Genomic DNA, 24,945 nt, shown 5'->3' with positions numbered 1-24,945 from the left:
GAATTAATTATGTGGTATTTTACTTGGATATTAGGTGTTTTACTTGCCTGTTCATTCGGCATAATTAATGCCTTATGGTTAGAGTCAACTGAAGATATGGATCGTATCGAAGACATGGAAATGTTTAATAAAACGGATGTCTCTGATAAATAAACAATGACAACAAATGCACAGCACTGGTTAAAAGAAGTTACTAAGCAATATCGTATTCAGTTAAGTATGTTATTAGCACTTAGGTCGATAATGTTTGTTAGCCAAGCGCTGTGCTTTTGGTTTTTTGCCAAAATTATGGGGATATTCATTACTCAAGGTTCTACCTTGGTGGATGAATTTATTCCCATGTTTATTGTTTCTTCGTTAGTTTGGGTACTTATTAAATATGTGCTCAATGTACGCGTAGTTAAATTACAGCAACAAGTAGAAACAGATTTACAAAACCAGCTTGAGCACAAGCTCAACACAGAACAAAATGCTCTTTGTCGCCAATACTCGAGTTACTTTTGGCAGCATGTTTGGGTAAGTCATATTCCAGCTATTAGTCAGTTTTTGACTCAATATCAATTACAAAAAATGCTATCAGGTCTTATTCCTGTATTTGTCATTATTGCTATTATCCCCATTAATTATTTTGTCGCTTTGATCATGTTGATCACACTCCCTATTGTTCCTGTTTTTATGATCTTAGTGGGTAAAGGGGCGGCTAAATTACATCAACAACATTTTGTAGCGTTAGAGCGCTTAGGTGGTTTGTTTGTAGACAGACTCAAAGCGTTAACCTTATTAACCAGTTTTAATCAACACGACACTGAAACGGACAGATTAGATAAAGCCAGCAAACTGGTAAATGACAGAACTATGCGCGTGGTTAGCGTGGCCTTTTTATCAACCTCGGTACTCGATTTTTTCTCCACCGTTGCCATGGCATTAATTGCGGTGTTTATTGGTTTCTCTATTTTAGGTGAAATTAGTATTGGACCAGAATTACCTTTTACTTTTGGTTTATATCTTTTGTTAGTTGCTCCTTTGTTGTTTTCGGAGTTAAAAAACTTAGGTCGTTTTTATCATCAAAAAGCATTAGCAGAATCCGCCGCTGAAGCCATTTTCCCTGTTGTTTTTAGTGCAGGCATTGATCCTAGCAGCGATGCTGATAGCGATAAAACCGATATTGAAAGCACTGCTTTTGGAAACGCTATTCTTCAAAACGACAACATCAGCTTTCGTTGGCACAACTTTTATATTAAAACGCCATCGTTAAAAGCTGAAAGTCTCAGTTTAAAACAAGGTGAACATATATTATTAAAAGGTGCATCAGGTGCTGGGAAAACTGTATTTTTAGAAGCATTAATGGGCGTGAGAAAATCCAGCCATCAACTTAAGGGTAAATGTGTATTACTCAGTCAAAGTGCCGTTATCACACCAGCAAGTGTAAGAAGCAATTTGATGTTAGACCGACTTTTACCAGATAAAGATTTATTCGATATTTTAAACCAAGTGGAACTTACTCATTGGTTACATAATTTACCTAACGGTCTTGATACGTTAATGGGAGAACATCCGCCATTGTCAGGTGGTGAAGCGCAAAGATTAGCCCTTGCTCGAATATTATTACAACAAGCCGACATAGTCTTGTTAGACGAACCTACCGCACATTTAACTAAACAGCAGCATACGCAATTGGCCGAACTTATTAACCGATTATGTCTTACTCGAACGGTTATTTGGGCATCACATAAGTCTTTACCAGATGATTGGTTTTCTCAAAGCTGGATTGTTAAAAATGGCGTGATTGAAATCGCATCAAACGAAGGCGAAGTTAGTAATCAAAAAAACATTGAGCAAGGGGAAGCATTATGCAAATAAAGTCACCTTGGTTAGCGCTGCTTTTGGCTATTATTCATGCTTTTTCTGGTTTAACTATTTTACTATTTTCATCTTGGTTTATTGCAGCCTGTGCCGTAGCAGGCGTTGGTTTTAATTATATGCTCCCTGCTGTTCTTATAAGAGCGTTGGCATTAATACGTATTTCCAGTGGTTACGCTGAAATGTGGGTAGGGCATAAACACTTATTGTGGTTGTTGGCTAAGTTACGACTTAACCTATTTTCCAAATTGAAAAATCAGCTGACGTTCACCACAGGAATAGAGTCTGACAAGTTAACGTTTCAAACAGAAGCAATGGCCTCTATTTGGGTTGGTTGGGTATCGCAAAACGCCAGCGCTTGGTTAGCAATGGCAGCCTTAACCATATTCACCGTTTTACAATTACCGGTATTTAGTTTTGCTTGGATAAGCTTTGTTTTAGTTTGTGCTGTTATTTATTTTTATCTAGTTGTTTTAGGTTTAAAAGCAGCCAAACAAAGTTTAGCGGTTAGACAAGAATTGGAATGTGACATTGAACATTATGTAAATGCTGCGCCTATTTGGCACATGTATCAAAATATCGAACATCCAAAAGCCACTGAATATTTTAAAATGAATCATCAACATCAAGACAACCAAGAAAAAGCCAGTTTATGGTTGTTGATTTTATGCTTTGTATCTGTGATTTATTTATTTTCAGTGATACAAGAGTCAAAAGTATTTTCACCAATCATATTAGTTTTACCTATGGCAATAATGGCAGCGCCAGATTGGTTTGGTCGAATATTTGCGACGCAAACTCGCCTAATGGATTACATAACTAGCGTTAAAAATGTTAAGCATATTAGTGACGCTAAGCCGTTAAAGCGACAGAGTTGCAAAATTTCAACAATCCAAGTTAGTGATTTTACAGCACAAGATGCGCAGCATCAGCCAGTTTCATTCTTGCTGGAACCTCGTTCTTTGTTCTTACTACAAGGCGGCTCAGGTATTGGTAAATCAAGATTGTTACAAGCACTTAGTGGTTTAATTCCTTATGCAGGGAAACGTGAAATTAACGGCGTCGGACTCGATGGAACTGCTCTTGACGGAGCTGTTCTAGAGGGCGTGCTGGACGATTGTATTTATATAGAGCAAAGCCCTTATTGTTTATCTGCTACGTTAAGAGACAATCTTAAATTAGCGAATAGTGATGCAACCGATGAAAAAATAACTCAGGTTCTTAATCAATTAAACTTGTTTCAGCTAGAGCTTAAAGACTCAGCTCATGGTAAGGCAAATAAGTTAGATCAATGGATAGGTGAAAAAGGCCGTAAGCTCTCTGGTGGAGAATTAAAACGTATTGGTCTTGCTAGAGCTATGTTAACAAATGCATCATTTATTTTATTGGATGAGCCATTTGAAGGGTTAGACCAAGATAATATTACTAACGTGGTGAACATTATTAATACGTTAGCGCAATCAAAAGGCGTAATGGTTGCGTCACATATTATTCCAGAACAGCTACAGAGCACATCCTCAATTCAACTAACATGAGTCCTGTATGGCAACTGGAAGTTACTGGTGGCCTTTAACCTTCGGCGTTTTCTACAGATGCTGCTTGTTCTTGTTGCTCTAATAAAGCTCGGTCTGCTTTAGAAACATATTTAGGTTTGTTACTTTTGTGTAACTTTTGCTTGGCCTTTTTCAATTTACTTTGAAAAGCATCGTTTATTTTCTTTTTTCTATTCATGCTGATATCGCCTTATCTAACGTTAATCCATCTATTTTACAGTTTAAATTGAATAACTGTAATGCTCAATTATCATTTTTATAAAACAAATATTGATTGTCAGAGGGGCTAGCTTTATTCGTTGTAGTCATGGCACAATCATTATCAACATAGTTTGTTCAATTTTTAATTAAATAGTGAGTAAATTTATCAAACGTATTTTTGTTATTTTATTTTCCGCAGTTTTATTAAACGCGTGTAATTCATTGCCAATTAACAAGCAAATATCGGTTGGCCAAAACGCAAGAATTCAATCTCTGGTATTACATTTTACCGCGTTAAATTACGAACGCTCTATGTATGCACTAAAGGATGGTGGTGGCGTTAGCGCACATTATTTAATTCCTGAACTACAAGACTCAAGTTATCCAAATTCTAATTTAGAAGTTATTCAACTGGTTGATGAAAATCAACGAGCTTGGCATGCTGGTATGAGTTACTGGGATGGCAGAAGAAATTTAAATGACACATCAATCGGTATTGAAATTGTTAACGTTCCAAACTGCTTACACAAGCCAGTTGTAACTGGCACTCATGGTGGTGAATACGCCGCGCATAAAAATTGCCAATTCCCAAATTTTGACGCTGAACAAATTGAATTGTTAATAGAGTTAGCGCAGGGTATTTTGCAACGTCACCCTGATATTGAACCGACCAAAGTAGTTGGTCATTCAGATATATCTCCTAATCGGAAAAACGATCCCGGTCCTCGCTTTCCTTGGTATCAGCTTTATCAAAATGGAGTAGGCGCTTGGTACGAACAAGAAACGGTTGATAAATACCTACAAGACTTTCATCTAGTCGCTCCTTCAATAAACCTGGTACAAAAAGCACTGTCTTTATATGGCTACAATATTAAAGAGACTGGAGTACTAGACAGTCAAACACAGAATGTACTTTCTGCGTTTCAAACTCACTTTTTACCAACACAAGTCACTGGCGAATTAAATCCGGTAACGACTGCGACTGTGTTTGCTTTATTGGATAAGTACAAACAGCCAAGATTAGAGTTCTTACTTAAGCGTTATTCTAAAGAAATAGATCAAAGCTCATTATTGTCAGGCCGTATTTCACCGCGCTCTAACGCTGCCAACACAAATAAACACAGAATTAATCAGATATTTTATGGTGCGAAAGGCCAAGGCTCCTTAGTATTATTACACTATGATTTCGCCTCACTCAATAAGTTAAAAGTATTAATTAATGGTAAGAGTTTAGATCTTAAAAAAGCACGTTTAGTTAGTACATCGACAAATAGAACCGGCATTCAGTTAGATATTTCCAAAAACGTTACAAATGGGACTAACGTATTAAAAGTTACCTCAAAAAGTGATTTGTCTCTACTTACTATCCAAATGGACTCGCCAAAGTTAATACCAGCGACCCGTTGGGTTGACCGAAAACTCAAAAACGACTTAGTAAACGGCTTAAGTACTCTAGAACAAGATTTTGAATTTAGTTTAGTTAAAAATGACAAACTAATCGCCCATAAAGCTTTTGGCGATAGTTACCTCAACAATACTCTGTACTTAAAGCAACTGACCACTTTTTTTACCACTCAACTCGTTGTGTTAAAACTGGTAGGTGAGGAGCGTTTAAGATTAGATAGACCAGTTTCATATTATTTACCTGAATATAAAGGTGATGGGCGTGGCAACCGAACAATTGAACACCTATTAACTCATTACTCAGGTTACCCAAGTGTTGAAAACTATCTTAATGCTTTGATGCCAGATGATGGCCTCGGTATTGATATCAATAATACAGGGGCTAGAAAAAGCTTACCGATAGAATGGAATAAGGCGATATATAACGTACCGTTTTATTATGGAGTGAATCAAAAGCTAAATTACAGTGAATTTAATGATTTAGTATTAAGATTGGTTGTTGAGCAAGTTACCAATATGACATTTGAGCAGTTTGTTGAAAACAAAATTTTGTCACCACTGGATTTGGACAGTAGTATATTCCGGCAAGTTCCCAACGATAATTTATATCCTGTTAGTCTGTTAACCAGCAAAATGAAAGATATTATCGTATTGACTCAAATTTTTAAAAATGGCGGCAGTTACGATAAACAACACATTTTTAAACCTAGTTCTTTTACCCATTGGTTTCAGCATAACTCTTTTTGGTTAATCGCTTCTGAGCACAATCAACTAAATAGATTGGTTGGAATACAGGAATGCCACCCTTATTTAACGCAAAATAGTCATGTAGCAATTACTGAAAAAGGCTTAGTGCTGGTGGATGATAAATTAGATATATCGCTGGTGGTTTATTTTCCTCATGCCGAGAAACACAATGTTAATCAATGTGGATTGTCTCAACAGCAGCAAGATGTATTAACTAAAATATTTGAAGTTATTTATCAATCTAAAAGCTAACGCCTCTTTAATAAGAGGAGAAGTTAGAGGAATAGCTAAAGGGTAAGCTCAAGATGTTTGGCATAGCTCATTGTAAAAAAATAATATCGGCATTACCAAAAAACAGACTTTTAGCTTTAGATGTTTTTCGTGGCCTAACCATAACCGCTATGGTGCTAGTCAATAATCCTGGCAGCTGGGCTTATGTTTATCCGCCAATGTTACATGCCACTTGGAATGGCTGGACACCAACGGATCTTATCTTTCCATTTTTTATTTTCATTATGGGTATTTCCATCGCTATTGTGATGAATAGAGAAATAGCCAATGGAACCCGCAAAACTTACTTAATGAAAAATGCGTTAATAAGAGCCTTAAAGCTATTTGCCTTAGGTTTATTTTTAGCTCTGTTTTATTTTAATTTTACAGATGCTAATTACAGCTGGCTTGAGTCTAAGTTGCAATCGATAAGGGTAATGGGGGTATTACAACGCCTTGGTATAGTGTTCTTTTTTACCGTATTAATCGTGTTGTATTTTGGACGAGTGGGACGAGCAGTTTGTATTGTCTGTTTATTGTTAGGTTATTGGGTATTAATGATGCTTGTTCCTTATACAGACGATTATGGAAACGTGTATCAAGGTTTACTACAACAAGGTAATAGCTTAACCGCTTGGCTGGATAATTATCTGCTAGGTGCCAACCATGTGTATTACGCCAAAGCTGTGCCTTTTGCCTTCGATCCTGAGGGTATTTTAAGTACGCTACCTGCAATCGCTGGAGCGTTAGCTGGGGTATTTACTGGTGAGTTGTTAATAAATAATAAAGCAGGATCTCAAGCTTCAGTAACAGAGTCTTCCGTAAACGGAGCTTCATTGAAAGAACAGGCTAGACATTTAACCAACAAAACCAAAATCATGTTGGCGTGGGGATTATGCTTAATTATTGTTGGCGAGTTATTCGGTTTAGTTTTTCCCATTAATAAAACCTTATGGAGTTCAAGTTTTGTTGTAATGACAACAGGTTGGGCGTTATTAACTTTAGCAATATTAACTTGGTTAATAGACATTAAAGGTTGGAAAAACTGGAGTGCACCATTTGTGGTGTTTGGGGCTAATGCTATTTTATTTTTTATGTTCTCAGGCGTAGTTTCTCGTGTTTTATTAATGATCCCCGTTGGAAAAATCAATCTACAAGGCTGGTTATATATAAACGTGTACCAACCGTTATTCGGCAGTTTTAATGGGTCGTTAGCTTACGCGGTTAGCTTCTTATTGCTGTGTTACCTTGTTATGTATCTGTTATATCAGCGTAAACTCTTCTTTAAAGTCTGATGGCTTTTATAGTTCTAGATTAAAGCCTGAGTTGTAAACATAAAAAAACGTTTCCAAGGAAACGTTTTTTTATGTCTTTAATAATGATTTATTACTTCCTGAATTCAAGAACTAAATCATTATTAACCCGGCCGCTATATAAGCAACAATAGTTAATGCACCCGCAAATAAAGCATAAGGTAATTGGGTTTGTACATGTTCTAACAAGTCACAACCTGACGCTACCGAGCTCACTGCTGTGCTGTCTGATATTGGTGAGCAATGATCGCCAAATACACCGCCGCCTAATATAGCTGCTAAGATAAGTGGCGCTGGTAAATCTAAATTAACCACCAGAGGCATTCCTATTGGAATCAAAATAGCGAATGTGCCCCAACTTGTTCCTGTTGAAAATGAAATCAAACCGCCAGCAATAAATAATACCGCAGGTATTAAAAAATACGGTAAAGATTCAGCAACTAGACTAGAAATAAATATACCGGTTCCTAATACTTTTAAACTTGCACCTAAAGCTAAAGAAAACAGAACTATCATAACTAGTGGCAATAATTCAGCCATGCCAGAAAAACCGATTTCAGTCATTTTTTTATGAGTGATTTTTTTACCGCCAACCATCATCGCATAAGAAACAATACAAGCAAGAACGGTTGCATATAAAACAGATTTAGAGCCTGAGCCTTGAACAAAATCTCCATTGCCCGTTAAAAACATAAAGCCAATCATAGAAAATGACATAACCAATAAAGGCACCAACATGTACCTTGGTTTTGATGGTTCAATATCGATATCAAGATGTTCCGCTGTTTTGGTTTGATTTAACTCAGCCTGTTTTAATGGGCCATGAGTTTTATCGGTGATGATAGTGTAAAGAACAATACCTAAAGTAAGCAGAGCATAAAAATTAAGAGGAATAGTTTGTACTAACGTAGAAACCGTAGATTGTTGCAGATCATAATCACTAATTAACGCTAATACATAAGCGCCCCAACCATTAAGTAAAATTAAAATACATATTGGCGCACTCGTGCTATCAATTATATAAGCCAGTCTTGCGCGGCTCATATTAAATTTATCAAACAAGCCTCTCGATAAAATGCCAGCGGTTAGCATACTTAAGTTTGATTCAATAAAAATGAAAGTGCCGGTAAAAAATGCTAATAGGCGAGCACGGCGAGGATTGCCACTTAAGCCTTTTTCAACTAAATAATTAACCGTAGCAGAGACACCACCTGAGTAACGCATAAATGCGAGTAACGCACCTACCAATAGTGAAAATATTAAAATCCGAGTGTTGCCACCGTCAGAAAACACGCCAATAACACGTTCAATACCAGAAATAGCAAAATTTGCTAGGCTTGTTGAATCATCATTCTGGTTTAGTAATATTAATAATTCTGAACTAAAAATAGCGGTTAATAATGCAAGTATTACTTCTTTTTTCCACAGTACGACAATAACAGCCAGAAGGGGAGGTATTACGGTGAACCAATCAGACATTATGTCTCCTAACTTCGTTTTAACGAGTTTTTATTATTTGAGTTTCATTAAAGTAAACGCTGACGGAGCAAAACTACGCCGATGAATTGATTGTTATTCTGAAAGACCTAATTAAAAAAGATAGCCCAACAAGGTAGAATAACTTAAAAATCATGTTTAACGACAATAACCTATCACAATAAGAACGGATCCTAAGTGATTTTTATAAAATTATCATTTTAGGGCGTTCGGGTATATGGCGCTATAAATGATTTTTTTAGGATCGTATTTTTGTTGCTGTGTTATTTCAGAGTTTGTACTGAGATCACACAACAGGCACAAAAAAACCTGCAAATGCAGGCTTTTTATAAATTGAAGCTATTAAAGAAGTTTATTTCTTTGGTAGTTCAATTTTTGGGTTTTCACTTTGTTTGAATAAAACCAGCGTCTTTCCAATTAATTGGATTTTTTCTGCTTTGCTTTCTCTCACAATCGCTTCAACGTATAACTTAAGTTCTTCTCTGTCTTCACAAGGAATTTTAACTTTAATTAATTCATGCACAGCAAGTGCATTTTCAATTTCAGCTAATACACCTTCCGTGAAACCGTTATTGCCAAGTTGTACAACTGGCTTTAAAGAATGGGCTTCGCCCTTTAAAAATTGGCTTTGTTTCTTACTTAGATTCATTTTGTCACAAATTTAACAATGATAATTACTTGAATTACCGTTATTCTACCCCACCTTTAAGTTATTACCAATTTATAAGCGCTTTTTTATTAGGTAAACAGTATGGCAAAAGATAGTAAGTCGGCCAGTAGCAAGAAATGGCTACAGGAACATGTAAACGACAAGTATGTAAAAGAAGCAAATAAAAGAGGACTTCGTTCTCGCGCTTATTTCAAAATAGAAGAGTTGCAAAAGAAAGATAAACTAATGAAATCTGGTGATACACTGGTAGACTTAGGTGCAGCTCCTGGCGGTTGGTGTCAATACGTTGTTAATGAATTAGGCGACAACGGAACAGTAATCGCTTGTGATATTTTACCAATGGATCCAATGGCGGGTGTCGACTTTTTACAAGGTGACTTTCGTGAAGAATCCGTGCTAAATGCTTTATTGGAAAGAATAGGCGGTAAAAATGTTGATTTAGTGATGTCTGATATGTCGCCAAATCTAAGTGGTAATGATACCGTAGACCAAGCAACCTCTATGTATTTAGTTGAGCTAGCATTGGATATGTGTCATCAAGTTTTAAAGCAAAATGGCAAGTTTGTAGTAAAAGTGTTTCAAGGCGAAGGTTTTGAACAGTTTATGGCAGATGTAAAATCTGCATTTAAAGTAGTAAAAATTCGTAAACCAGATTCCTCAAGAGCTCGTTCAAGGGAAGTGTATTTGGTGGCGACAGGTTACAAATTATAGTAATCTTCTTTTAATTTATTTGACTAGAGGTTTTTCCTTTGAGTGATATGGTAAAAAATTTATTGTTGTGGCTGGTCGTGGCCGTTGTTTTGATGTCGGTTTTTCAAAATATAGTGCCTGGCGACAGTACTGAAGACAAAAACTCAAACTACACCCAATTTATTCAGGACGTTCGGCAGGGGCTGATCAGAGAAGTTAAAATTGAAGATCGCACTATTACTGGTTTAAGACGTTCAGGTGAACGTTTTGAAACGTATATTCCTACAGCATACGATAAAGACTTATTGAATGACTTAATTACACAGAATGTTCGAGTTGTTGGTGTTCCACCAGAAGAACGTTCTATTTTAGGTCAAATCTTAATCTCTTGGTTCCCAATGTTGTTATTGATAGGTGTTTGGATATTCTTCATGCGCCAAATGCAAGGCGGCGGTGGCAAAGGTGCTATGTCGTTTGGTAAATCAAAAGCGCGCTTAATGGGTGAAGACCAAATTAAAACAACCTTTAAAGATGTAGCCGGTTGTGATGAAGCGAAAGAAGAAGTTCAAGAGCTAGTTGATTACTTGAAAGAACCTGCAAAATTCCAAAAATTAGGCGGTAAAATTCCTAAAGGCGTATTAATGGTAGGTCAACCTGGTACAGGTAAAACCTTATTAGCTAAAGCCGTTGCCGGTGAAGCTAAAGTACCTTTCTTTGCTATCTCAGGTTCTGACTTTGTTGAAATGTTTGTTGGTGTTGGTGCATCACGTGTACGTGACATGTTTGAACAAGCTAAAAAAGCAGCGCCTTGTATTATATTCATCGACGAAATCGACGCAGTTGGCCGTAAACGTGGTTCAGGCCATGGCGGTGGTAACGACGAACGTGAACAAACACTAAATCAAATGTTAGTTGAAATGGACGGTTTTGAAGGTAATGAAGGTATTATCGTTATTGCTGCTACTAACAGACCTGACGTATTAGACCCTGCGTTATTAAGACCGGGCCGTTTTGACCGTCAAGTAACGGTAGGTTTACCAGATATTCGTGGTCGCGAACAAATTCTTAAAGTACACATGCGTAAAGTTCCAATTGGTGACGATGTAGAGCCAAGTTTTATTGCTCGTGGTACTCCTGGTTTCTCTGGTGCCGATTTAGCTAACTTAGTTAATGAAGCTGCCTTGTTTGCTGCTCGTGGTAATAAACGTTTAGTTGACATGGATGACTTTGAAAAAGCCAAAGACAAGATCATGATGGGCGCAGAGCGTAAAACCATGGTTATGTCTGAAGAAGAAAAAATTAATACCGCTTACCATGAAGCAGGTCACGCGATTGTTGGGCGTTTAGTTCCAAAACATGACCCAGTTTATAAAGTAAGTATTATCCCTCGCGGCAGAGCACTTGGTGTCACTATGTACTTGCCGGAAGAAGATAAATACAGCTCTTCAAAGCAAGAGTTAGAGTCTAGAATTGCAAGTTTATTTGGTGGACGTATAGCTGAAGAAATGACGTTAGGCTTAGCCGGTGTAACGACTGGTGCATCAAATGACATTGAACGTGCTACTGATATTGCTCGTAAAATGGTAACAGAGTGGGGCCTTTCAGAAAAAATGGGGCCAATTAAATACAAAGAAGACAGCAATGAAATGTATATGAGTGGCCCGTCTTCAATGTCTGCAGAAACATCTAGAGATATTGATGCTGAAGTAAGATTGTTAATTGATACTAATTACAAGCTTGCTGAAAAAATCTTAACTGAAAATCGCGACATTTTAGAGTCAATGAAAGATGCGTTAATGAAATATGAAACCATTGATGCGAAACAAGTTGATGATTTAATGGCTCGAGTTGAAGTTCGTGAACCTGCATCTTGGACTAAAGATAAAGAAGCTAAAGCGAAATCAGAAGCTAAATCGGAAGACAAGGCTGACGATACTAAATCAGAAGCTAAGTCAGAAGACACTCCTGACGATAAATCAGAGTAAACTGTATACATGAGAGGGGCTGTTTACCTTTCATTTTTCGCAACGCTGGCGGCTATTTGTCACCCCAACTTTTCCACTGAACGTTGCGTAAAATGAAAGATAAACAGCCCCTAGTTAAGGCTCCGTAAGGAGCCTTTTTTATACAAAACACCAAACATTAAACTAGCACTAAAAAACAGCACCAAATGAAAAATAAAATAGATTTGCGAACATCAGCACGTCCTCAAGTGATGGGCATATTAAATGTCACCCCAGACTCTTTTTCCGACGGTGGTCACTTTACTAATTTTGATCACGCATTAAAACAAATTGAACTTATGCTACAACAAGGTGCCGATATTATAGATATTGGTGGTGAGTCTACTCGCCCAGGCGCTCAAGCTGTCAGTGCTGAGGAAGAGTTGCAGCGTGTTATTCCAGTGATAGAAGCTATAAAGTCTCGTTTTGATTGTGCTGTCTCGTTAGACACAAACAAGGCACAAGTCATGCAGGCTGGGATAGATGTTGGTGTCGATTTAATTAATGATGTGTGCGGCCTTGAAGGCGAGGGCGTGTTAAAGGTCATTGCTAATAGTAATGTGCCAGTGTGTATTATGCATATGCAAGGTTCACCAAGAACCATGCAAAGCAACCCAATTTATAATGACCTAATGCTTGATATCACTCAGTATTTTGCAAACAGAATTGCTGAGTGTGAAGCGTTAGGAATAGATAAAAAACGAATAATTATCGACCCAGGTTTTGGCTTTGGAAAAACCTTGGCGCATAATTATCAGCTATTAGCTGAACTAGAAAAATTTAAACAATTAGACTGTTCTATATTAATTGGCCTATCGCGGAAGTCGATGATAGGCAATTTACTCGATATACCCGTCGACAAAAGACTAGCCGCTAGTATTGCCGCGGTTACATTAGCACTTAATAACGGTGCTAATATTGTTCGAGTACATGATGTAGAAGAAACCAAACAAGCAGTGCGCATTTTTAATGCGATGAAATATGGAGTAGAAAATGACTAAAAAGTATTTTGGTACAGACGGTATCCGTGGTTTAGTAGGTAAAGCACCAATCACACCTGAGTTTGCCCTTAAATTAGGCTGGGCAGCAGGTAAAGTTTTCGGCGCTAACGGCAAAGGGAAAGTGTTAATTGGTAAAGACACACGTATCTCAGGTTACATGTTAGAAACAGCACTTGAAGCTGGCTTAATCGCCTCTGGTGTAGATGCTGGTTTGTTAGGCCCAATGCCAACCCCTGCAATTTCATATTTAACCAAAACCTTCCGAGCAGACGCTGGCATAGTTATTAGCGCATCGCATAATCCATATTATGACAACGGTATTAAATTTTTCTCAAAAGATGGTACTAAGTTACCAGATGAAATTGAGTTTCAAATTGAAGCCTTACTAGAACAAGAGATCACTTGTGTTAGTTCTGATCAGCTTGGTAAAGCATTTAGAATAAATGATGCAGCAGGGCGATATATCGAATTTTGCAAAAGCCGATTTGCACCTGACTCATTAAACGGCATGAAAATAGTAGTCGATGCGGCTAATGGCGCAACGTATCATATAGCACCAGAAGTATTTTCAGAGCTTGGCGCTAACGTTATTCCAATCTTTAATAAACCAAACGGCATAAACATAAATGAAAAATGCGGGGCTACTCACACAAAAGAGCTTCGTAAACAAGTTATAGAGCATAAAGCCGACGTTGGTATAGCGCTAGACGGTGATGGCGATCGCATTATCATGGTTGACGATAAAGGCGTTGAAGTAGACGGCGATGAACTGGTTTACATTATTGCTAGACACGCATTAAAACAAGGTCAATTAGAAGGTGGTGTGGTTGGTACATTAATGTCTAACCTAGGTCTTGAAGTTGCCTTTAAAAAATTAAGTATTCCATTTAAACGTGCAAACGTTGGTGACCGTTATGTAATGCAGTTATTAAAAGAAAATAATTGGTCAATTGGTGGTGAAGGTTCTGGTCATGTTATTAACCTTGAGCACATACCAACAGGGGATGGAGTTGTCTCTGGTATTCAAGTATTGGCCGCTATGGTTGAAACGGGAATGAGTTTGTCAGAGTTGAAATCTGGCATGGAAAAATATCCACAAAAGCTAATTAACGTTCGTTACGCTGATGATAAAGCACCATTAGAAGTTGCAGAAGTTAAACAAGCAATTGCAGATGCAGAGCAAGAGTTAGGCGAAGAAGGGCGTATTTTAATTCGCAAATCGGGTACTGAACCTTTGATCAGAGTAATGACTGAAGGTAAAGATTCTGAGTTGATTATCAGTATTGCAGAAAAAGTTGCAGAAAAAGTTAGAGAATTCTCATAATTTTCTAATAATAAAAGTAAGCATCTCTTGTAACTTTTGGCGAGGTTAGATACTATCTCGCCCCTAAAAACTAGGAGAAATTTAATGTCCACTCGATTACCTCTAGTTGTTGCAAATTGGAAATTAAATGGCGACCGCGAACTACTAATCAATATGGTTGAACGTTTAGATACATTAAACGCAGAACAAGTAGAAGCAGTGATTTGCCCTCCATTTGTGTATCTAAGTGAAGATACAGCGAGCATCCAAAAAGGCGCTCAAAATATTGCAAGCCAAGAGTCAGGTGCATTTACCGGTGAAATATCTGGCAGAATGTTACGTGATGTTGGTTGTTCTTATGTAATAGTTGGCCATTCAGAGCGTAGAGCTTTGTTTGGTGAAACAGACGACATAGTTGCAGAAAAAGTTAAAGCAACACTAAGTGCTGGGCTAATACCTATCATTTGTGTTGGTGAAACAGATGAAGAAAGAGAAAATGGCGAAACTTTAACGGTGATCACTCGCCAAGTTAAAGCGGTATTAGATGTACTTCCTTCTTTTTCAGATAGTATAGTATTTGCTTATGAGCCAGTTTGGGCGATAGGCACAGGTAAAACAGCCAGTTGTGAACAAGCAGAAGACGTTCATAACGAGATACGTCAAATATTAGCTGGTTACAATCGTGAACTAGCCAATACAACCCGTATTTTATATGGCGGTAGTGTTAACCCTGGAAACAGTAAAGAATTATTTGGTAGTGACAATATCGACGGCGGCCTTATTGGCGGAGCTAGTTTAGATGTTGACTCTTTTATGACAATTTGTGAAAACGCAGTAGCTTAGGAAACAAGCATGTACGAGATTTTAATTGCAGTTTATTTAGTAATCGCTTTAGCCTTAATTGGTTTGGTATTAATCCAACAAGGTAAAGGCTCTGATATGGGCGCTTCATTTGGCGCTGGTGCATCAGCAACTTTATTTGGTTCTAACGGTTCAGGTAACTTTTTAACTAAGACCACAGCTATTCTAGCGACGTTGTTCTTTGTGATCAGTATCTTTCTAGGAAGTCTAACTGCCAACTCTACTAAAGTAGACGACGGTTCTACTGAAATGGCAACAAGAGCTGAAGATACTTTACCTGAGACAGACATGCCATCAACAGATATGCCTGCAATGGACAACACTGATTCAGATATTCCAGCTGCAACAACGACTGAAGATAAAACATCAACAGACGTACCAGCAACTGAAGACAAAACATCTAACTAGTTGATTATAAAAACTACGCGGATGTGGTGGAATTGGTAGACACGCAGGCATGAGGTGCCTGTGCCGCAAGGCGTGAGAGTTCAAGTCTCTCCATCCGCACCAATACAAGGTTCTTTGATATTGTTGTTATAACATTGAAGAACCACAAAAGCCGAAAGTGCCTAGAAATAGGACTTTCGGTTTTTTTATGTCTGGAGTCATTGGGATTTTTGAGTGGTGACTTTTGTGTTTAGTAACATGGGAAGTAACACGGAACAAAGCTAACAAATTTGATGTTACCAAAGGTAGTTGGTTCTTTAGTGGTATAATCGTTACATTGCATTTAGTTGAACTCTAAGGATTCGCCCCTCGGCGGTCATCAAATAAACATCCCTGTATTGATGGCATCCCATCATCCATGATGTGGCAGGTTGTTTGTTCCCGACACAACCTAAGCGAGTACATCCATGACGGCCATCAATAATACATCCCTGTATTGATGGCATCCCATCATCCATGATGTGAACAATACCTTTTTTCAACAGCTCAAAAATGTAACCGACTATTTATAATAAAACAGAGCGCCGCTTCCAGCAAAATCTAATACTTCATTAAATAGTTATTTTTGTTTACCAAGCTTTTTGTTCCAGACAAAGCTTAAGTTACTAAATCCATGTAGCTAAAAAACGGATTGAAAAGTCGTCCTTTGGTCATCTAATAAAACATCCATGTTTTGATGACATCCCATCATCCTTGATGTGCGCCCTAAATATTACATCCCTGTATTCAGGGCATCCCATCATCCTTGATGTGAACAAACAGTCCTTTCTCAGCATCCATGCTTCGAATTTTATAAAAAATAATATTTAACGAAGTGATTTTGTGATGGAGAGAAAGATCAAAAGCAAAAGCAGGGCGAACCTTCGGTTCGCTGTAAAATGAAATATTCACTACTTAGGTAGATGCCTCCGTTATTTTTTTTACTTTTAGGTTGGAAGCTTCTTTAATCTATTTTCTTGCACTGAGTTTCACATTTTCAATGTATTGGTGTACACTTTATTACCAAAATAGTAATGAAGTGTATACCAAATGAGTTTAAATCTACTGCTAACTGAAATATCAAAATCAAACAAAGCTGGCGGGTCTGTTTACGACACCGCTGAGCTTGCGTACATGTTAGGAAAAACAGTAGATCCCACATTCACTAAGTTTTTATCAGATGCCGTTAAAAAAGGTTCATTGGTTCGAGTATGTAAAGGTATTTACTACTCAGCTTTAACGCCTCCTGATTTATCAAATATTTTATTGGAAACCGCCAAAAAGCTCAGAGCAAATGTTTTTAGTTACATAAGCTTGGAAAGCCAATTAAGTCATACTGGTGACATATCTCAAATTATTATGGACCGACTAACAATAATGACAAAAGGACGAAAAGCCAATATAGAAACTGCTTTTGGAGTCATTGAGTTTGTTCACACCAAAAAGCCATTAAGTAAGTTAGAAGCTTTAGTGTATTTTGATCCAGAGATTAAAATGTTTAGAGCTACAACAGAGTTAGCTATCACAGATTTAAAAGCTTGCCGCCGTAATACTCACATGTTGGAGTACGCTTAATGTTAAAACACTATATAAGCCAAATCGTTGCCGAAAACCCAGACTATGCGGGTATCACGTCAGTGATTGAAAAAGAAATATTGCATCACGACATAATGCATATACTGGTAGAACAGGGCGTATTACAAAAACTTACATTTATTGGCGGTACTGCACTGAGGCTTTGTTACAACAGTTCTCGGCTATCAGAAGATTTGGATTTTAATGCAGGGCATGACTTTAAACACGAACAATTAGATGGCCTTGAAGAAGAGATCAAAAAATACTTAAGTAAAAAGTATGAAGTCGATGTTTTTGTCAATAAGCCTAGCGGACTTCGCCAAGGGAATACTGCTTCGTGGAATATAAGTATTGAAAGAGAATCGGGGAGACCTGATATACCACGACAGAAAATGCACATAGATGTATGCGCAATACCTTCATTTGATATAGTGAAAAAACCATTAGTTAACCACTACGGGATTGATGTAGCGACACAAGGTTATTTAATTCCAGTTCAAACTCTGGATGAAATTATGGTTGATAAATTTATCGCGCTGGCATATCGCTCTCGGAGAATAAAGCCTAGAGACTTGTGGGACATTGTTTGGCTCAAACAACAAAGTGCGACGATGAATTTTGAGCTTTTGAATAAAAAGTTAGGTGCGCGATCAAAATCAAAGAATGAATTTGAAGCTCATCTTCAAGAACAGGTTTTAAAGTTAAACTCAGATAATGAAGTTAAAGCTGATTTTATTAGCGAGATGTCTCGTTTTGTACCTCTTAAAATAAAACAAAGAACGTTAGACAATCCAGACTACTGGCCTTATTTACAAAGTGAAGTATCAACACTTGCCAAGCAGATAATGGAAAAAGAAAACAAAGGTAATAATCCTTTTGACATGAGTTAACAATATAGGTTTCAGATACTGATCAGATATCGACTCAAACAAGGAAAATATAACTAGATACTAACTTCAAAGATGATGTTTTCTTGTTTGAAAACAGTTTAATTTAGCCAACGTGGAGGTTCAAGTCTCTCCATCGCACCAACATTAAGTTCTTTGATATTGTTGTTATAACATTGAAGAGCCACAAAAGCCGAAAGTGCCTAGAAATAGGACTTTCGGTTTTTTTTATGTTTTTTATTTAGTTAAGTTACTGTTAAATCGTATTTATATGAACTCTAAGGTTTCGCCCCTCGGCAAGTTACCTTTTTTCAACAGCTCAAAAATGTAACCGACTATTTATAATAAAACAGAGCGCCGCTTCCTACCAATATTCTAATCCTTAATAAACCTAAGTTTTATCTTCAAAAACGGGATGTACATTCGTCCTTTGGTCATCTAATAAAACATCCATGTTTTGATGACATCACATCATCCTTGATGTGAAAAACCATCCCTTATTCGACGTCCTCGACAACTGCGTCCTGCGTTGTTCTAATTACATCCATCCATGGATTAATGTCTCATATTTTTGAAAACTTATTTTATTTCAGGAATATTGCGATGGAGAGAAAGAGCAAAAGCAGAAGCAAAAGAAAAAAAGCAGGGCGAATCTTGCGGTTCGCCAGTAACAAATTGACTTAAATGTTTTTGCAAATTAGAGTAGGTATTTACATTGTTATGAGAATTTTATTCATAAAACAGCTTAAGGATTGGAGTATCTAGCTTGAAACAAATAAATGGATTAATCATTAACCAAGGACCTAGTTATTTCACTTGCCATCTTGAATCTCTAACGGATGAGTTTAAAAGTTGCATAAAAAAACACTTACAAAGTATCTGTCATGGAGTAGCATTAGCTGAAAAAGGCCTTAGCGGACAAACTTATCAAAGAACTTTAAAAGCATTTAAAAGTAGATATACCCCAAAAACAGGTAATATAAAAAAAGGAATGATAGGAGAGCTACTAGCTCATGTCATTATCTTTGAATTATTTGATCATTTTGATGTTGTATCTCCATACTTTAACATGGAAGAAAAGAGCCAAAGGAAAGGGTTTGATCTTTTACTTGCAGAAACAAGTGGACAAAATGTTTGGATAACTGAAGTGAAATCAGGGGCTTTGAATAAAACAGGTTGTCCAGACAAATCAACTTCTAATTTTTTGAAAACAGCTAAAAGTGATTTAAATCGCAGATTAAATGAAAGTGAAATGACTTTTTGGCAAAATGCAATAAATTCTACAAATAACTCTATCCTAGACTGTAAAGATTATAAAGACGTAATAATTAAAATATTAGATGATGAACTAGTTGCATCTTCTGATGGTAAGGCGCGTTCAGATGATAATAATGTAATTTTGGTTTCGGTTTTATACTCAGATATTAATAAATCATTTGACTATAAAACTGTTGAAAAGGTTTGTGCGGCAATAAACGAAGAAGCAATTTTCAATCAAGTTTTTACTCTTTCTATACAAAAAAGTACGTACGAAAATGTTGCTACATTTTTATTTGAAGAAGAACTTAATGACTAAATTAAAAAAAACAAAACAATTAACTTTGATTCGGTTATTGAAGACGTCATTTAGTGAGCTATATCATCAACTCTTGTCGGGAGAGGAGCTAGACAAAAATGATTATGCAAAGTTACTTTCTATTGCCATTGTACTAGTAAACCAAAGTGATTCATTACTTAAACAGTTAGCTTATAGAATAATATTAAAGTATTCATTAGACACTTGTGATTATCTACCACTTTATGACTTTTCATTGAATAACGGAATTATCCCTGTAGCTAGGCTTATCGAGCAAGTATTCGATAAATCAACTTTAACAGCTCAATCTACATTTATTTCTGAAATTAGCTCAAGCTTTATCGAGTCTTTCGAATTTAATGGCTTATATAGAACGGAACAACAACTTGCTTTAAGTGATTTTATAAACGTATATCAGAATGAATCTTTATATGTAGTTGCTCCAACATCTTACGGTAAATCGGATTTAATTATCGATGAAGTTAGTAGAAGAACATCAAAGGTTTGTATTCTTGTACCTTCTAAATCTTTATTGGCTCAAACGAAGAAAAGAATTTTTGATGCTGGAATTCAAGGTGTTGATTTTATTGTCACTCACCCAGAGATGTATGAAGAAAACCCTAACGCTCAAGTATTTTTATTAACACAAGAAAGATTAGCAAGGTTAATGGCTCAAAATAGCGATTTATCATTTGATACTGTTTTTGTAGATGAAGCTCACAATTTATTGGGTAAAGATCATAGAAGTCAATTGTTGGCATCTGTGATTACTATTTTACAGTATAGAAATGCAAATACAGCAGTAAAGTATTTAACACCCTTTATAACTCAAGTAGAGAACATAAAACTAAAATTTACACCATTATCAGAACTAGTGTTTACGATTGATGAATATGTTAAATCTGAGTTTTATTATTTAGCTGACTTTAGGGAGGATAAAAAAGAGTTTTATCTTTATGATCAATTTACTAATAGCTTTGTTGATACAAACATCAAAGCGAACGATTATATTAATTATTTATTAATGTTTTCTGTTAATAAAAATATTGTTTATTTTAATAAACCCAAAGATATTGAGCTCTTTGTAAAAGAGCTAATCGATTACCTTCCTCTACTTCCGGATGAACAGTTAAACACGGCTCTTTTTGAATTGTCAGATAGTTTTGCTCCTGAGTATTTATTAGTAGAGGGGCTTAAAAGAGGAATAGTTTATCATCATGGCTCTATGACAGAACCCGTAAGGAACTATGTAGAGTATTTGTTTAGAGAATGTAAAGCTCTAAAGTATTTGGTTTCAAGTTCGACATTGCTAGAAGGTATAAATATGCCAATTGAACGTTTATTTTTAATGTGCACGAAAAAAGGTAAAGGGAATTTAACCGCTTCACATTTTAAAAACTTGGTGGGCAGAGTAAATCGTTTTTCGGATATATTTGGTAAGTGCGATATAAATAATACCCAAAAGTTAAAACCAGAAATTCATATTATAGGATGTGATCAATATTCACCAACCAACGCAAATTTTCATACATTTTTGAAAAATAGGGTAAATGTAAGAAAAGAATTAAAAGACAAGCCTGAAAATGTTTTATTAAAAGTAGTAGAAATTGATGTAGAAAATCAAAAAGATTATAAAGAAGCTATTACTCGTTTAGAAAATTTAGAAAAAGGTATTATTAATGACTACCAAGAACAATATACTAAAACCAATGTTGGTAAATTGTTGATTGCTAATAGCGTAAATGAAATTTCAATTTTTGAACATGAAATGAAAATATCTCAATTATTAGAAAATATTGAAGAAAATACGATATCAAATACAAATCACTTGATGGAAGTAATATACGATTGTTTTGTCTCTTTCATCGATAGCTCAAAAGTTCGTTCGCCATTACTTAGGCTAGAAAATCAACAAGCAAAAACATTTTATGCAATGTTAATGGATTGGAAAATTGACAAAAAACCATTCAAGCTAATGATTCGGCTTTTTATGAATTACTGGGATAAGTTAGTCCATTTTAAACCAAATTTTCAAGTTTATGTAGGTAAATGGGGAGATGAAGTTAAGCAATCCGGTGGACACAGAGAACATTATACTAGGATTGGTAATAAAACTAGGGCTGAAAAAATTAATCTTGCCATAGTAAGGATTAAAGAAGAAGAAGACTTTCTAGAACATGAGCTTTTAAAATTCATAGAAGTGCTAAATGAACTAAATAAGTTAAATTTCAACTTCTATAAAAAAATCAAGTACGGAACAATTGATGAGGAAACTATTAAGTTAATAAAAATAGGCTTGTCGAGAGGTGTAGCTGAATTAATAATCGAAAAGTACCCCAATTTTCTAATTGATATACCTCACTCTCAATCTAAGAGAATTAGTCATTTAATTGTTGATGAAATGAAGATTCAAGGAGAAGGTTTACTTCAACAACTAGAGGTCAGAATGAATGTGACCAAAAATTAACGTAAGCGTAATACAATTGATTCCACAACGAAAATAAATGATTGTTTACACTTAAACCAGTTGGTAAGTTATTGTTATTATTAAAAACTATTAGCGTAATAAATGTCTCAGTGGATAACTGGCTTAAACAATAATTCGCGTTAAGAAACTGTTATATGTAAGGAGTTCGCATGGCATCATTAGAAGAAGCATATAGTAATGAATATGAAGAAGTTATCGATCCCGAGTTAGCATATGATCTCTATTGGGCTGGTACAATAACCGACAAATCAGATTTTGAGTGTCCTAGTGACAAATGCAATGCAAAGGTAACATGCATTAATATTGACCAAGATAAGCAAGATATGCATCAGTCGCCTCACTTCAGAGGCTATAATCATACTGATGATTGCGATGCGACTTTTGGACAAGATACGGACGCAGGGATTCAAGCAGCTTCTAAATCAGCCCAATCTAAGTTTGTTAAAAATGATTCCGTTGCCGACATTTTTCATGTGAAACGACCTAAAGGGCAATTTGCTAAAAAAGAGCCTAAGAAGATAGATCCTAATAAAAAGAAGAAAAAGCAAACGAGAAGAGGCAGAAATACAACAGGTGATGAGTTTGATGGTGGCTCTGAATATTATTCTGTACGTTCTTTAGTATCTAAATTTATAAGGTACAAAAAGCAAGACACGTTATCCGAACACAAGATTAACATCAATGGAAAAGACCTAAGCTATAAATCTCAGTTTAAAGGTGTTTTTAAGCAAGAACTTTCAACTCTTCCTAATAGTAATCTAGTTTATTGGGGGGTTTCATTTATTGATTACTCTGAAAAAGATAAACGCTATAAAATTACTTTTGGAGATGTCTTAAAAGATAATGGTAAGGGGATAAGACCTTCATTTTTTATCTCTGAAAGTATGATAGAGGATTATCCTGTAAGAAATTTAGTTGTAAAAAGATTAGAAAAAATTTCTAAAGAGAAAGATAAAAGAGCATTTGTTTTTTTGTATTCGAAGCCATATTTATCGGGCGAAAAATATATTAATTTTAATTTGGTAAGTCTAGACTATCTTGAAATTAGATATTTGGACCTTTTCGAGGATCTCAAGAAAAAAATATAATTATGTTTTTCAAATCGAATTAACTAGTATTTAAAGCGAGTGACTCATTTGTAAATCAATGGGGTAAGAGACTGTACGGACCCCACAAATTTAAGTGTCTCAAATAAGTACGATCCGCTTGTTAAGTAGAGTTGCTTTACTACCGTAAAAACTGCCTAAACCAATGGGGGCAGATCACTTTGATTGTCATTTAACACTTGCACAAAATCATTTGTTCACTATAATTTATCGTAACAACACCCCTCCCGCTACCCTTAAGAACAGCGCCCTGCGAGGGGTTGATTTTTTCTAGACCTTCAAAAAAGATTTAAAGCATGGACTTCGCTAAAAGATCTCCCACATTTACTATTGTAATAGACTTCTACGGGGTATTAATACTGTCTCTTTTCTGTGATGTTCCGATATTTTGACTAAAGTATATATGGTTGTTTTAGCCGAATAGGGATGAACGGAATGACTAAAAATTTATCAGGAGTACAACAAGAGTTACCATTATTTGAATTCGATGAATCAAATGTAAGAAAAGTGGGTGAAGAGCAAGCTGACGTATTAATTGAATCTGAATTCTCAAAATATATAGTGTACGTTGATGAGTCTGGAGATCACAGCTTACAAAGCATTGATGAAAATTATCCTATTTTTGTTCTGGCATTTTGTGTCTTTCATAAACGCCATTACAGCGAAGTAGTAGTAACTGCACTGGAGAAATTCAAGTTTAATCATTTTGGTCATGATCAAGTTGTTTTACATGAAAATGAAATTCGCCGACGTAAGAATGCTTTTAAAATATTGAACAATCGTGAGCTGCAAGCAGAGTTTATAAATCAATTAACGGAGATTATTGAGTTTAGTAATTTCATCCTTATTAGCGCGACTATTGATAAGCGTGAAATTAAACATTTAAACCCAGAAGACAATGCTTATCATATTGCTTTAGGTATGTGCATGGAGTCACTAAATGAATTTTTAGCGGAGAAAGGTCAGCGAGAAAAGAAAACACATATTGTCGTTGAGTGTCGTGGCAATAAAGAAGATAACGAGTTAGAACTTGAGTTTAGACGGATTTGTGATGGGAAAAACTATTTAAATGTTCCACTTCCTTTTGAAATTATCTTTTCAGATAAAAAAGTTATGTCTTCAGGTTTGCAACTTGCTGATTTAGTAGCAAGACCAATCGGTTTACATACATTAAAGCCTGAACAACCTAATAGGGCGTTTGATATTTTAAAAGAGAAGTTTTTTTGTGAAGGAGGACGTGAAAAGTTAGGTGAAGGATTTAAAGGGATTGGTATGAGGATTTACCCTACACCAAAAAGCGAAAAACCCCGATGATACCATCGAGGTTTGGACGCCGACCGAGAATGCTCAATCCACTTGCCAGTATTATGGTTCAATGCCTGACTAACGTCAATATGATGTTTAAAAAACAATTTATTAAACTAACCACGCCTCAAAGTTAAAGTTCGTACTTTCCAACCAATGAGGTTAGCTCACTTTGATTATTTAGATGTAACTAACATTCCCCCAAATCT

The 24,945-nt window shown here is 36.1% G+C and carries 21 protein-coding genes and 1 tRNA gene; 18 read left to right on the top strand and 4 right to left on the bottom strand.

Annotated elements, in window-relative coordinates; genetic code table 11:
- Positions 1-9: 9 nt before the first annotated feature.
- The 3 genes from cydX to Q0940_RS09615 are packed head-to-tail and all read left to right on the top strand — an operon-like array spanning position 10 to position 3,395.
- Positions 10-153, top strand: a complete 144-nt coding sequence (gene cydX / locus Q0940_RS09625; RefSeq protein WP_299267577.1) for a cytochrome bd-I oxidase subunit CydX — start codon at positions 10-12, stop codon at positions 151-153.
- Positions 154-156: 3 nt separating this feature from the next.
- The gene (locus Q0940_RS09620) at positions 157-1,860 is read left to right on the top strand and encodes an ABC transporter transmembrane domain-containing protein (RefSeq protein ID WP_299267574.1); all 1,704 of its coding nucleotides are present in this window, start codon (positions 157-159) and stop codon (positions 1,858-1,860) included.
- Positions 1,851-3,395 (top strand): ATP-binding cassette domain-containing protein, encoded by a 1,545-nt coding sequence (locus Q0940_RS09615; protein ID WP_299267571.1) that lies wholly within the window; start codon positions 1,851-1,853, stop codon positions 3,393-3,395. Before Q0940_RS09620 ends, Q0940_RS09615 begins: the two co-directional genes overlap by 10 nt.
- 34 nt (positions 3,396-3,429) lie before the next feature.
- On the opposite strand, the gene Q0940_RS09610 is transcribed toward Q0940_RS09615, so the two are convergent.
- Complete coding sequence (locus Q0940_RS09610; RefSeq protein WP_299267568.1) at positions 3,430-3,591, bottom strand: DUF2986 domain-containing protein; 162 nt, start codon at positions 3,589-3,591, stop codon at positions 3,430-3,432.
- 176 nt (positions 3,592-3,767) lie between these two features.
- Here Q0940_RS09610 and Q0940_RS09605 point away from each other — a divergent pair, with 176 nt between their 5' ends.
- Together Q0940_RS09605 and Q0940_RS09600 are read left to right on the top strand one after the other, a co-directional pair.
- Positions 3,768-6,017 (top strand): N-acetylmuramoyl-L-alanine amidase, encoded by a 2,250-nt coding sequence (locus tag Q0940_RS09605; protein WP_299267565.1) that lies wholly within the window; start codon positions 3,768-3,770, stop codon positions 6,015-6,017.
- Between the two features lie 53 nt (positions 6,018-6,070).
- Entirely contained in the window at positions 6,071-7,330 is a 1,260-nt protein-coding gene (locus tag Q0940_RS09600; RefSeq protein WP_299267562.1) for a DUF5009 domain-containing protein, read from the top strand.
- A gap of 111 nt (positions 7,331-7,441) precedes the next feature.
- Here the strand turns inward: Q0940_RS09600 and Q0940_RS09595 are convergent, their stop codons facing one another.
- Positions 7,442-8,827, bottom strand: coding sequence for a Na+/H+ antiporter NhaC family protein (locus tag Q0940_RS09595; RefSeq protein WP_299267559.1), 1,386 nt, complete (start codon positions 8,825-8,827; stop codon positions 7,442-7,444).
- Positions 8,828-9,197: 370 nt separating this feature from the next.
- A complete protein-coding gene (gene yhbY, locus Q0940_RS09590; protein ID WP_299267556.1) occupies positions 9,198-9,494 on the bottom strand; it encodes a ribosome assembly RNA-binding protein YhbY in 297 nt (98 codons plus the stop codon).
- Between the two features lie 102 nt (positions 9,495-9,596).
- Between yhbY and rlmE the strand changes: the two genes are divergently transcribed.
- The 7 genes from rlmE to Q0940_RS09555 all read left to right on the top strand — a co-directional run bounded on the left by rlmE (position 9,597) and on the right by Q0940_RS09555 (position 15,883).
- Positions 9,597-10,226, top strand: a complete 630-nt coding sequence (gene rlmE / locus Q0940_RS09585; protein WP_105052008.1) for a 23S rRNA (uridine(2552)-2'-O)-methyltransferase RlmE — start codon at positions 9,597-9,599, stop codon at positions 10,224-10,226.
- Between the two features lie 38 nt (positions 10,227-10,264).
- The gene (gene ftsH, locus Q0940_RS09580) at positions 10,265-12,190 is read left to right on the top strand and encodes an ATP-dependent zinc metalloprotease FtsH (protein ID WP_299267548.1); all 1,926 of its coding nucleotides are present in this window, start codon (positions 10,265-10,267) and stop codon (positions 12,188-12,190) included.
- Positions 12,191-12,375: 185 nt separating this feature from the next.
- Positions 12,376-13,209 carry a dihydropteroate synthase gene (folP, locus tag Q0940_RS09575; RefSeq protein WP_299267546.1) on the top strand — a complete coding sequence of 278 codons (834 nt, stop codon included), beginning with the start codon at positions 12,376-12,378 and terminating at the stop codon, positions 13,207-13,209.
- Complete coding sequence (glmM, locus tag Q0940_RS09570) at positions 13,202-14,533, top strand: phosphoglucosamine mutase (RefSeq protein ID WP_299267544.1); 1,332 nt, start codon at positions 13,202-13,204, stop codon at positions 14,531-14,533. The genes folP and glmM overlap by 8 nt, the downstream gene beginning before the upstream one ends.
- An 84-nt stretch (positions 14,534-14,617) precedes the next feature.
- A complete protein-coding gene (gene tpiA / locus Q0940_RS09565) occupies positions 14,618-15,355 on the top strand; it encodes a triose-phosphate isomerase (protein WP_299267543.1) in 738 nt (245 codons plus the stop codon).
- A 9-nt stretch (positions 15,356-15,364) separates the two neighbouring features.
- Complete coding sequence (gene secG, locus Q0940_RS09560) at positions 15,365-15,781, top strand: preprotein translocase subunit SecG (protein WP_299267542.1); 417 nt, start codon at positions 15,365-15,367, stop codon at positions 15,779-15,781.
- 17 nt (positions 15,782-15,798) lie between these two features.
- Positions 15,799-15,883 (top strand) — tRNA-Leu (locus tag Q0940_RS09555).
- A gap of 209 nt (positions 15,884-16,092) precedes the next feature.
- Here Q0940_RS09555 and Q0940_RS09550 read toward each other — a convergent pair.
- Positions 16,093-16,266: a hypothetical protein gene (locus tag Q0940_RS09550; RefSeq protein ID WP_299267539.1), complete on the bottom strand. Its 174-nt coding sequence runs from the start codon at positions 16,264-16,266 to the stop codon at positions 16,093-16,095.
- Between the two features lie 583 nt (positions 16,267-16,849).
- On the opposite strand from Q0940_RS09550, the gene Q0940_RS09545 reads away from it, so the two are divergent.
- The 6 genes from Q0940_RS09545 to Q0940_RS09520 all read left to right on the top strand — a co-directional run bounded on the left by Q0940_RS09545 (position 16,850) and on the right by Q0940_RS09520 (position 24,745).
- Positions 16,850-17,374, top strand: coding sequence for a hypothetical protein (locus tag Q0940_RS09545; protein ID WP_299267537.1), 525 nt, complete (start codon positions 16,850-16,852; stop codon positions 17,372-17,374).
- Positions 17,374-18,264 (top strand): nucleotidyl transferase AbiEii/AbiGii toxin family protein, encoded by an 891-nt coding sequence (locus Q0940_RS09540; RefSeq protein WP_299267534.1) that lies wholly within the window; start codon positions 17,374-17,376, stop codon positions 18,262-18,264. Before Q0940_RS09545 ends, Q0940_RS09540 begins: the two co-directional genes overlap by 1 nt.
- A gap of 763 nt (positions 18,265-19,027) precedes the next feature.
- Positions 19,028-19,837: a Hachiman antiphage defense system protein HamA gene (locus tag Q0940_RS09535; RefSeq protein ID WP_299267532.1), complete on the top strand. Its 810-nt coding sequence runs from the start codon at positions 19,028-19,030 to the stop codon at positions 19,835-19,837.
- On the top strand, positions 19,830-22,304 hold the full coding sequence (locus Q0940_RS09530; protein WP_299267531.1) for a DEAD/DEAH box helicase: 2,475 nt from the start codon (positions 19,830-19,832) through the stop codon (positions 22,302-22,304). The genes Q0940_RS09535 and Q0940_RS09530 overlap by 8 nt, the downstream gene beginning before the upstream one ends.
- Positions 22,305-22,474: 170 nt before the next feature.
- The gene (locus tag Q0940_RS09525; RefSeq protein ID WP_299267528.1) at positions 22,475-23,413 is read left to right on the top strand and encodes a hypothetical protein; all 939 of its coding nucleotides are present in this window, start codon (positions 22,475-22,477) and stop codon (positions 23,411-23,413) included.
- 453 nt (positions 23,414-23,866) lie between these two features.
- Entirely contained in the window at positions 23,867-24,745 is an 879-nt protein-coding gene (locus Q0940_RS09520; RefSeq protein WP_299267525.1) for a DUF3800 domain-containing protein, read from the top strand.
- Positions 24,746-24,945: the final 200 nt, after the last annotated feature.

It is taken from the genome of uncultured Psychrosphaera sp. (assembly GCF_947500655.1).
In the GTDB taxonomy this organism is placed as follows: Bacteria; Pseudomonadota; Gammaproteobacteria; order Enterobacterales; family Alteromonadaceae; genus Psychrosphaera.
This window is presented reverse-complemented; position numbering and strand designations above follow the sequence as displayed.

Bases quoted from the DNA above. Each gene is read 5' to 3' on its own strand.
- yhbY (WP_299267556.1), bottom strand. From the start codon at position 9,494: ATGAATCTAAGTAAGAAACAAAGCCAATTTTTAAAGGGCGAAGCCCAT.
- glmM (WP_299267544.1), top strand. From the start codon at position 13,202: ATGACTAAAAAGTATTTTGGTACAGACGGTATCCGTGGTTTAGTAGGT.
- folP (WP_299267546.1), top strand. From the start codon at position 12,376: ATGAAAAATAAAATAGATTTGCGAACATCAGCACGTCCTCAAGTGATG.
- Q0940_RS09545 (WP_299267537.1), top strand. From the start codon at position 16,850: ATGAGTTTAAATCTACTGCTAACTGAAATATCAAAATCAAACAAAGCT.
- Q0940_RS09540 (WP_299267534.1), top strand. From the start codon at position 17,374: ATGTTAAAACACTATATAAGCCAAATCGTTGCCGAAAACCCAGACTAT.
- Q0940_RS09550 (WP_299267539.1), bottom strand. From the start codon at position 16,266: ATGCCATCAATACAGGGATGTATTATTGATGGCCGTCATGGATGTACT.
- Q0940_RS09530 (WP_299267531.1), top strand. From the start codon at position 19,830: ATGACTAAATTAAAAAAAACAAAACAATTAACTTTGATTCGGTTATTG.
- Q0940_RS09620 (WP_299267574.1), top strand. From the start codon at position 157: ATGACAACAAATGCACAGCACTGGTTAAAAGAAGTTACTAAGCAATAT.
- Q0940_RS09525 (WP_299267528.1), top strand. From the start codon at position 22,475: ATGGCATCATTAGAAGAAGCATATAGTAATGAATATGAAGAAGTTATC.
- Q0940_RS09615 (WP_299267571.1), top strand. From the start codon at position 1,851: ATGCAAATAAAGTCACCTTGGTTAGCGCTGCTTTTGGCTATTATTCAT.
- rlmE (WP_105052008.1), top strand. From the start codon at position 9,597: ATGGCAAAAGATAGTAAGTCGGCCAGTAGCAAGAAATGGCTACAGGAA.
- Q0940_RS09595 (WP_299267559.1), bottom strand. From the start codon at position 8,827: ATGTCTGATTGGTTCACCGTAATACCTCCCCTTCTGGCTGTTATTGTC.
- Q0940_RS09520 (WP_299267525.1), top strand. From the start codon at position 23,867: ATGACTAAAAATTTATCAGGAGTACAACAAGAGTTACCATTATTTGAA.
- Q0940_RS09610 (WP_299267568.1), bottom strand. From the start codon at position 3,591: ATGAATAGAAAAAAGAAAATAAACGATGCTTTTCAAAGTAAATTGAAA.
- secG (WP_299267542.1), top strand. From the start codon at position 15,365: ATGTACGAGATTTTAATTGCAGTTTATTTAGTAATCGCTTTAGCCTTA.
- cydX (WP_299267577.1), top strand. From the start codon at position 10: ATGTGGTATTTTACTTGGATATTAGGTGTTTTACTTGCCTGTTCATTC.
- Q0940_RS09600 (WP_299267562.1), top strand. From the start codon at position 6,071: ATGTTTGGCATAGCTCATTGTAAAAAAATAATATCGGCATTACCAAAA.
- tpiA (WP_299267543.1), top strand. From the start codon at position 14,618: ATGTCCACTCGATTACCTCTAGTTGTTGCAAATTGGAAATTAAATGGC.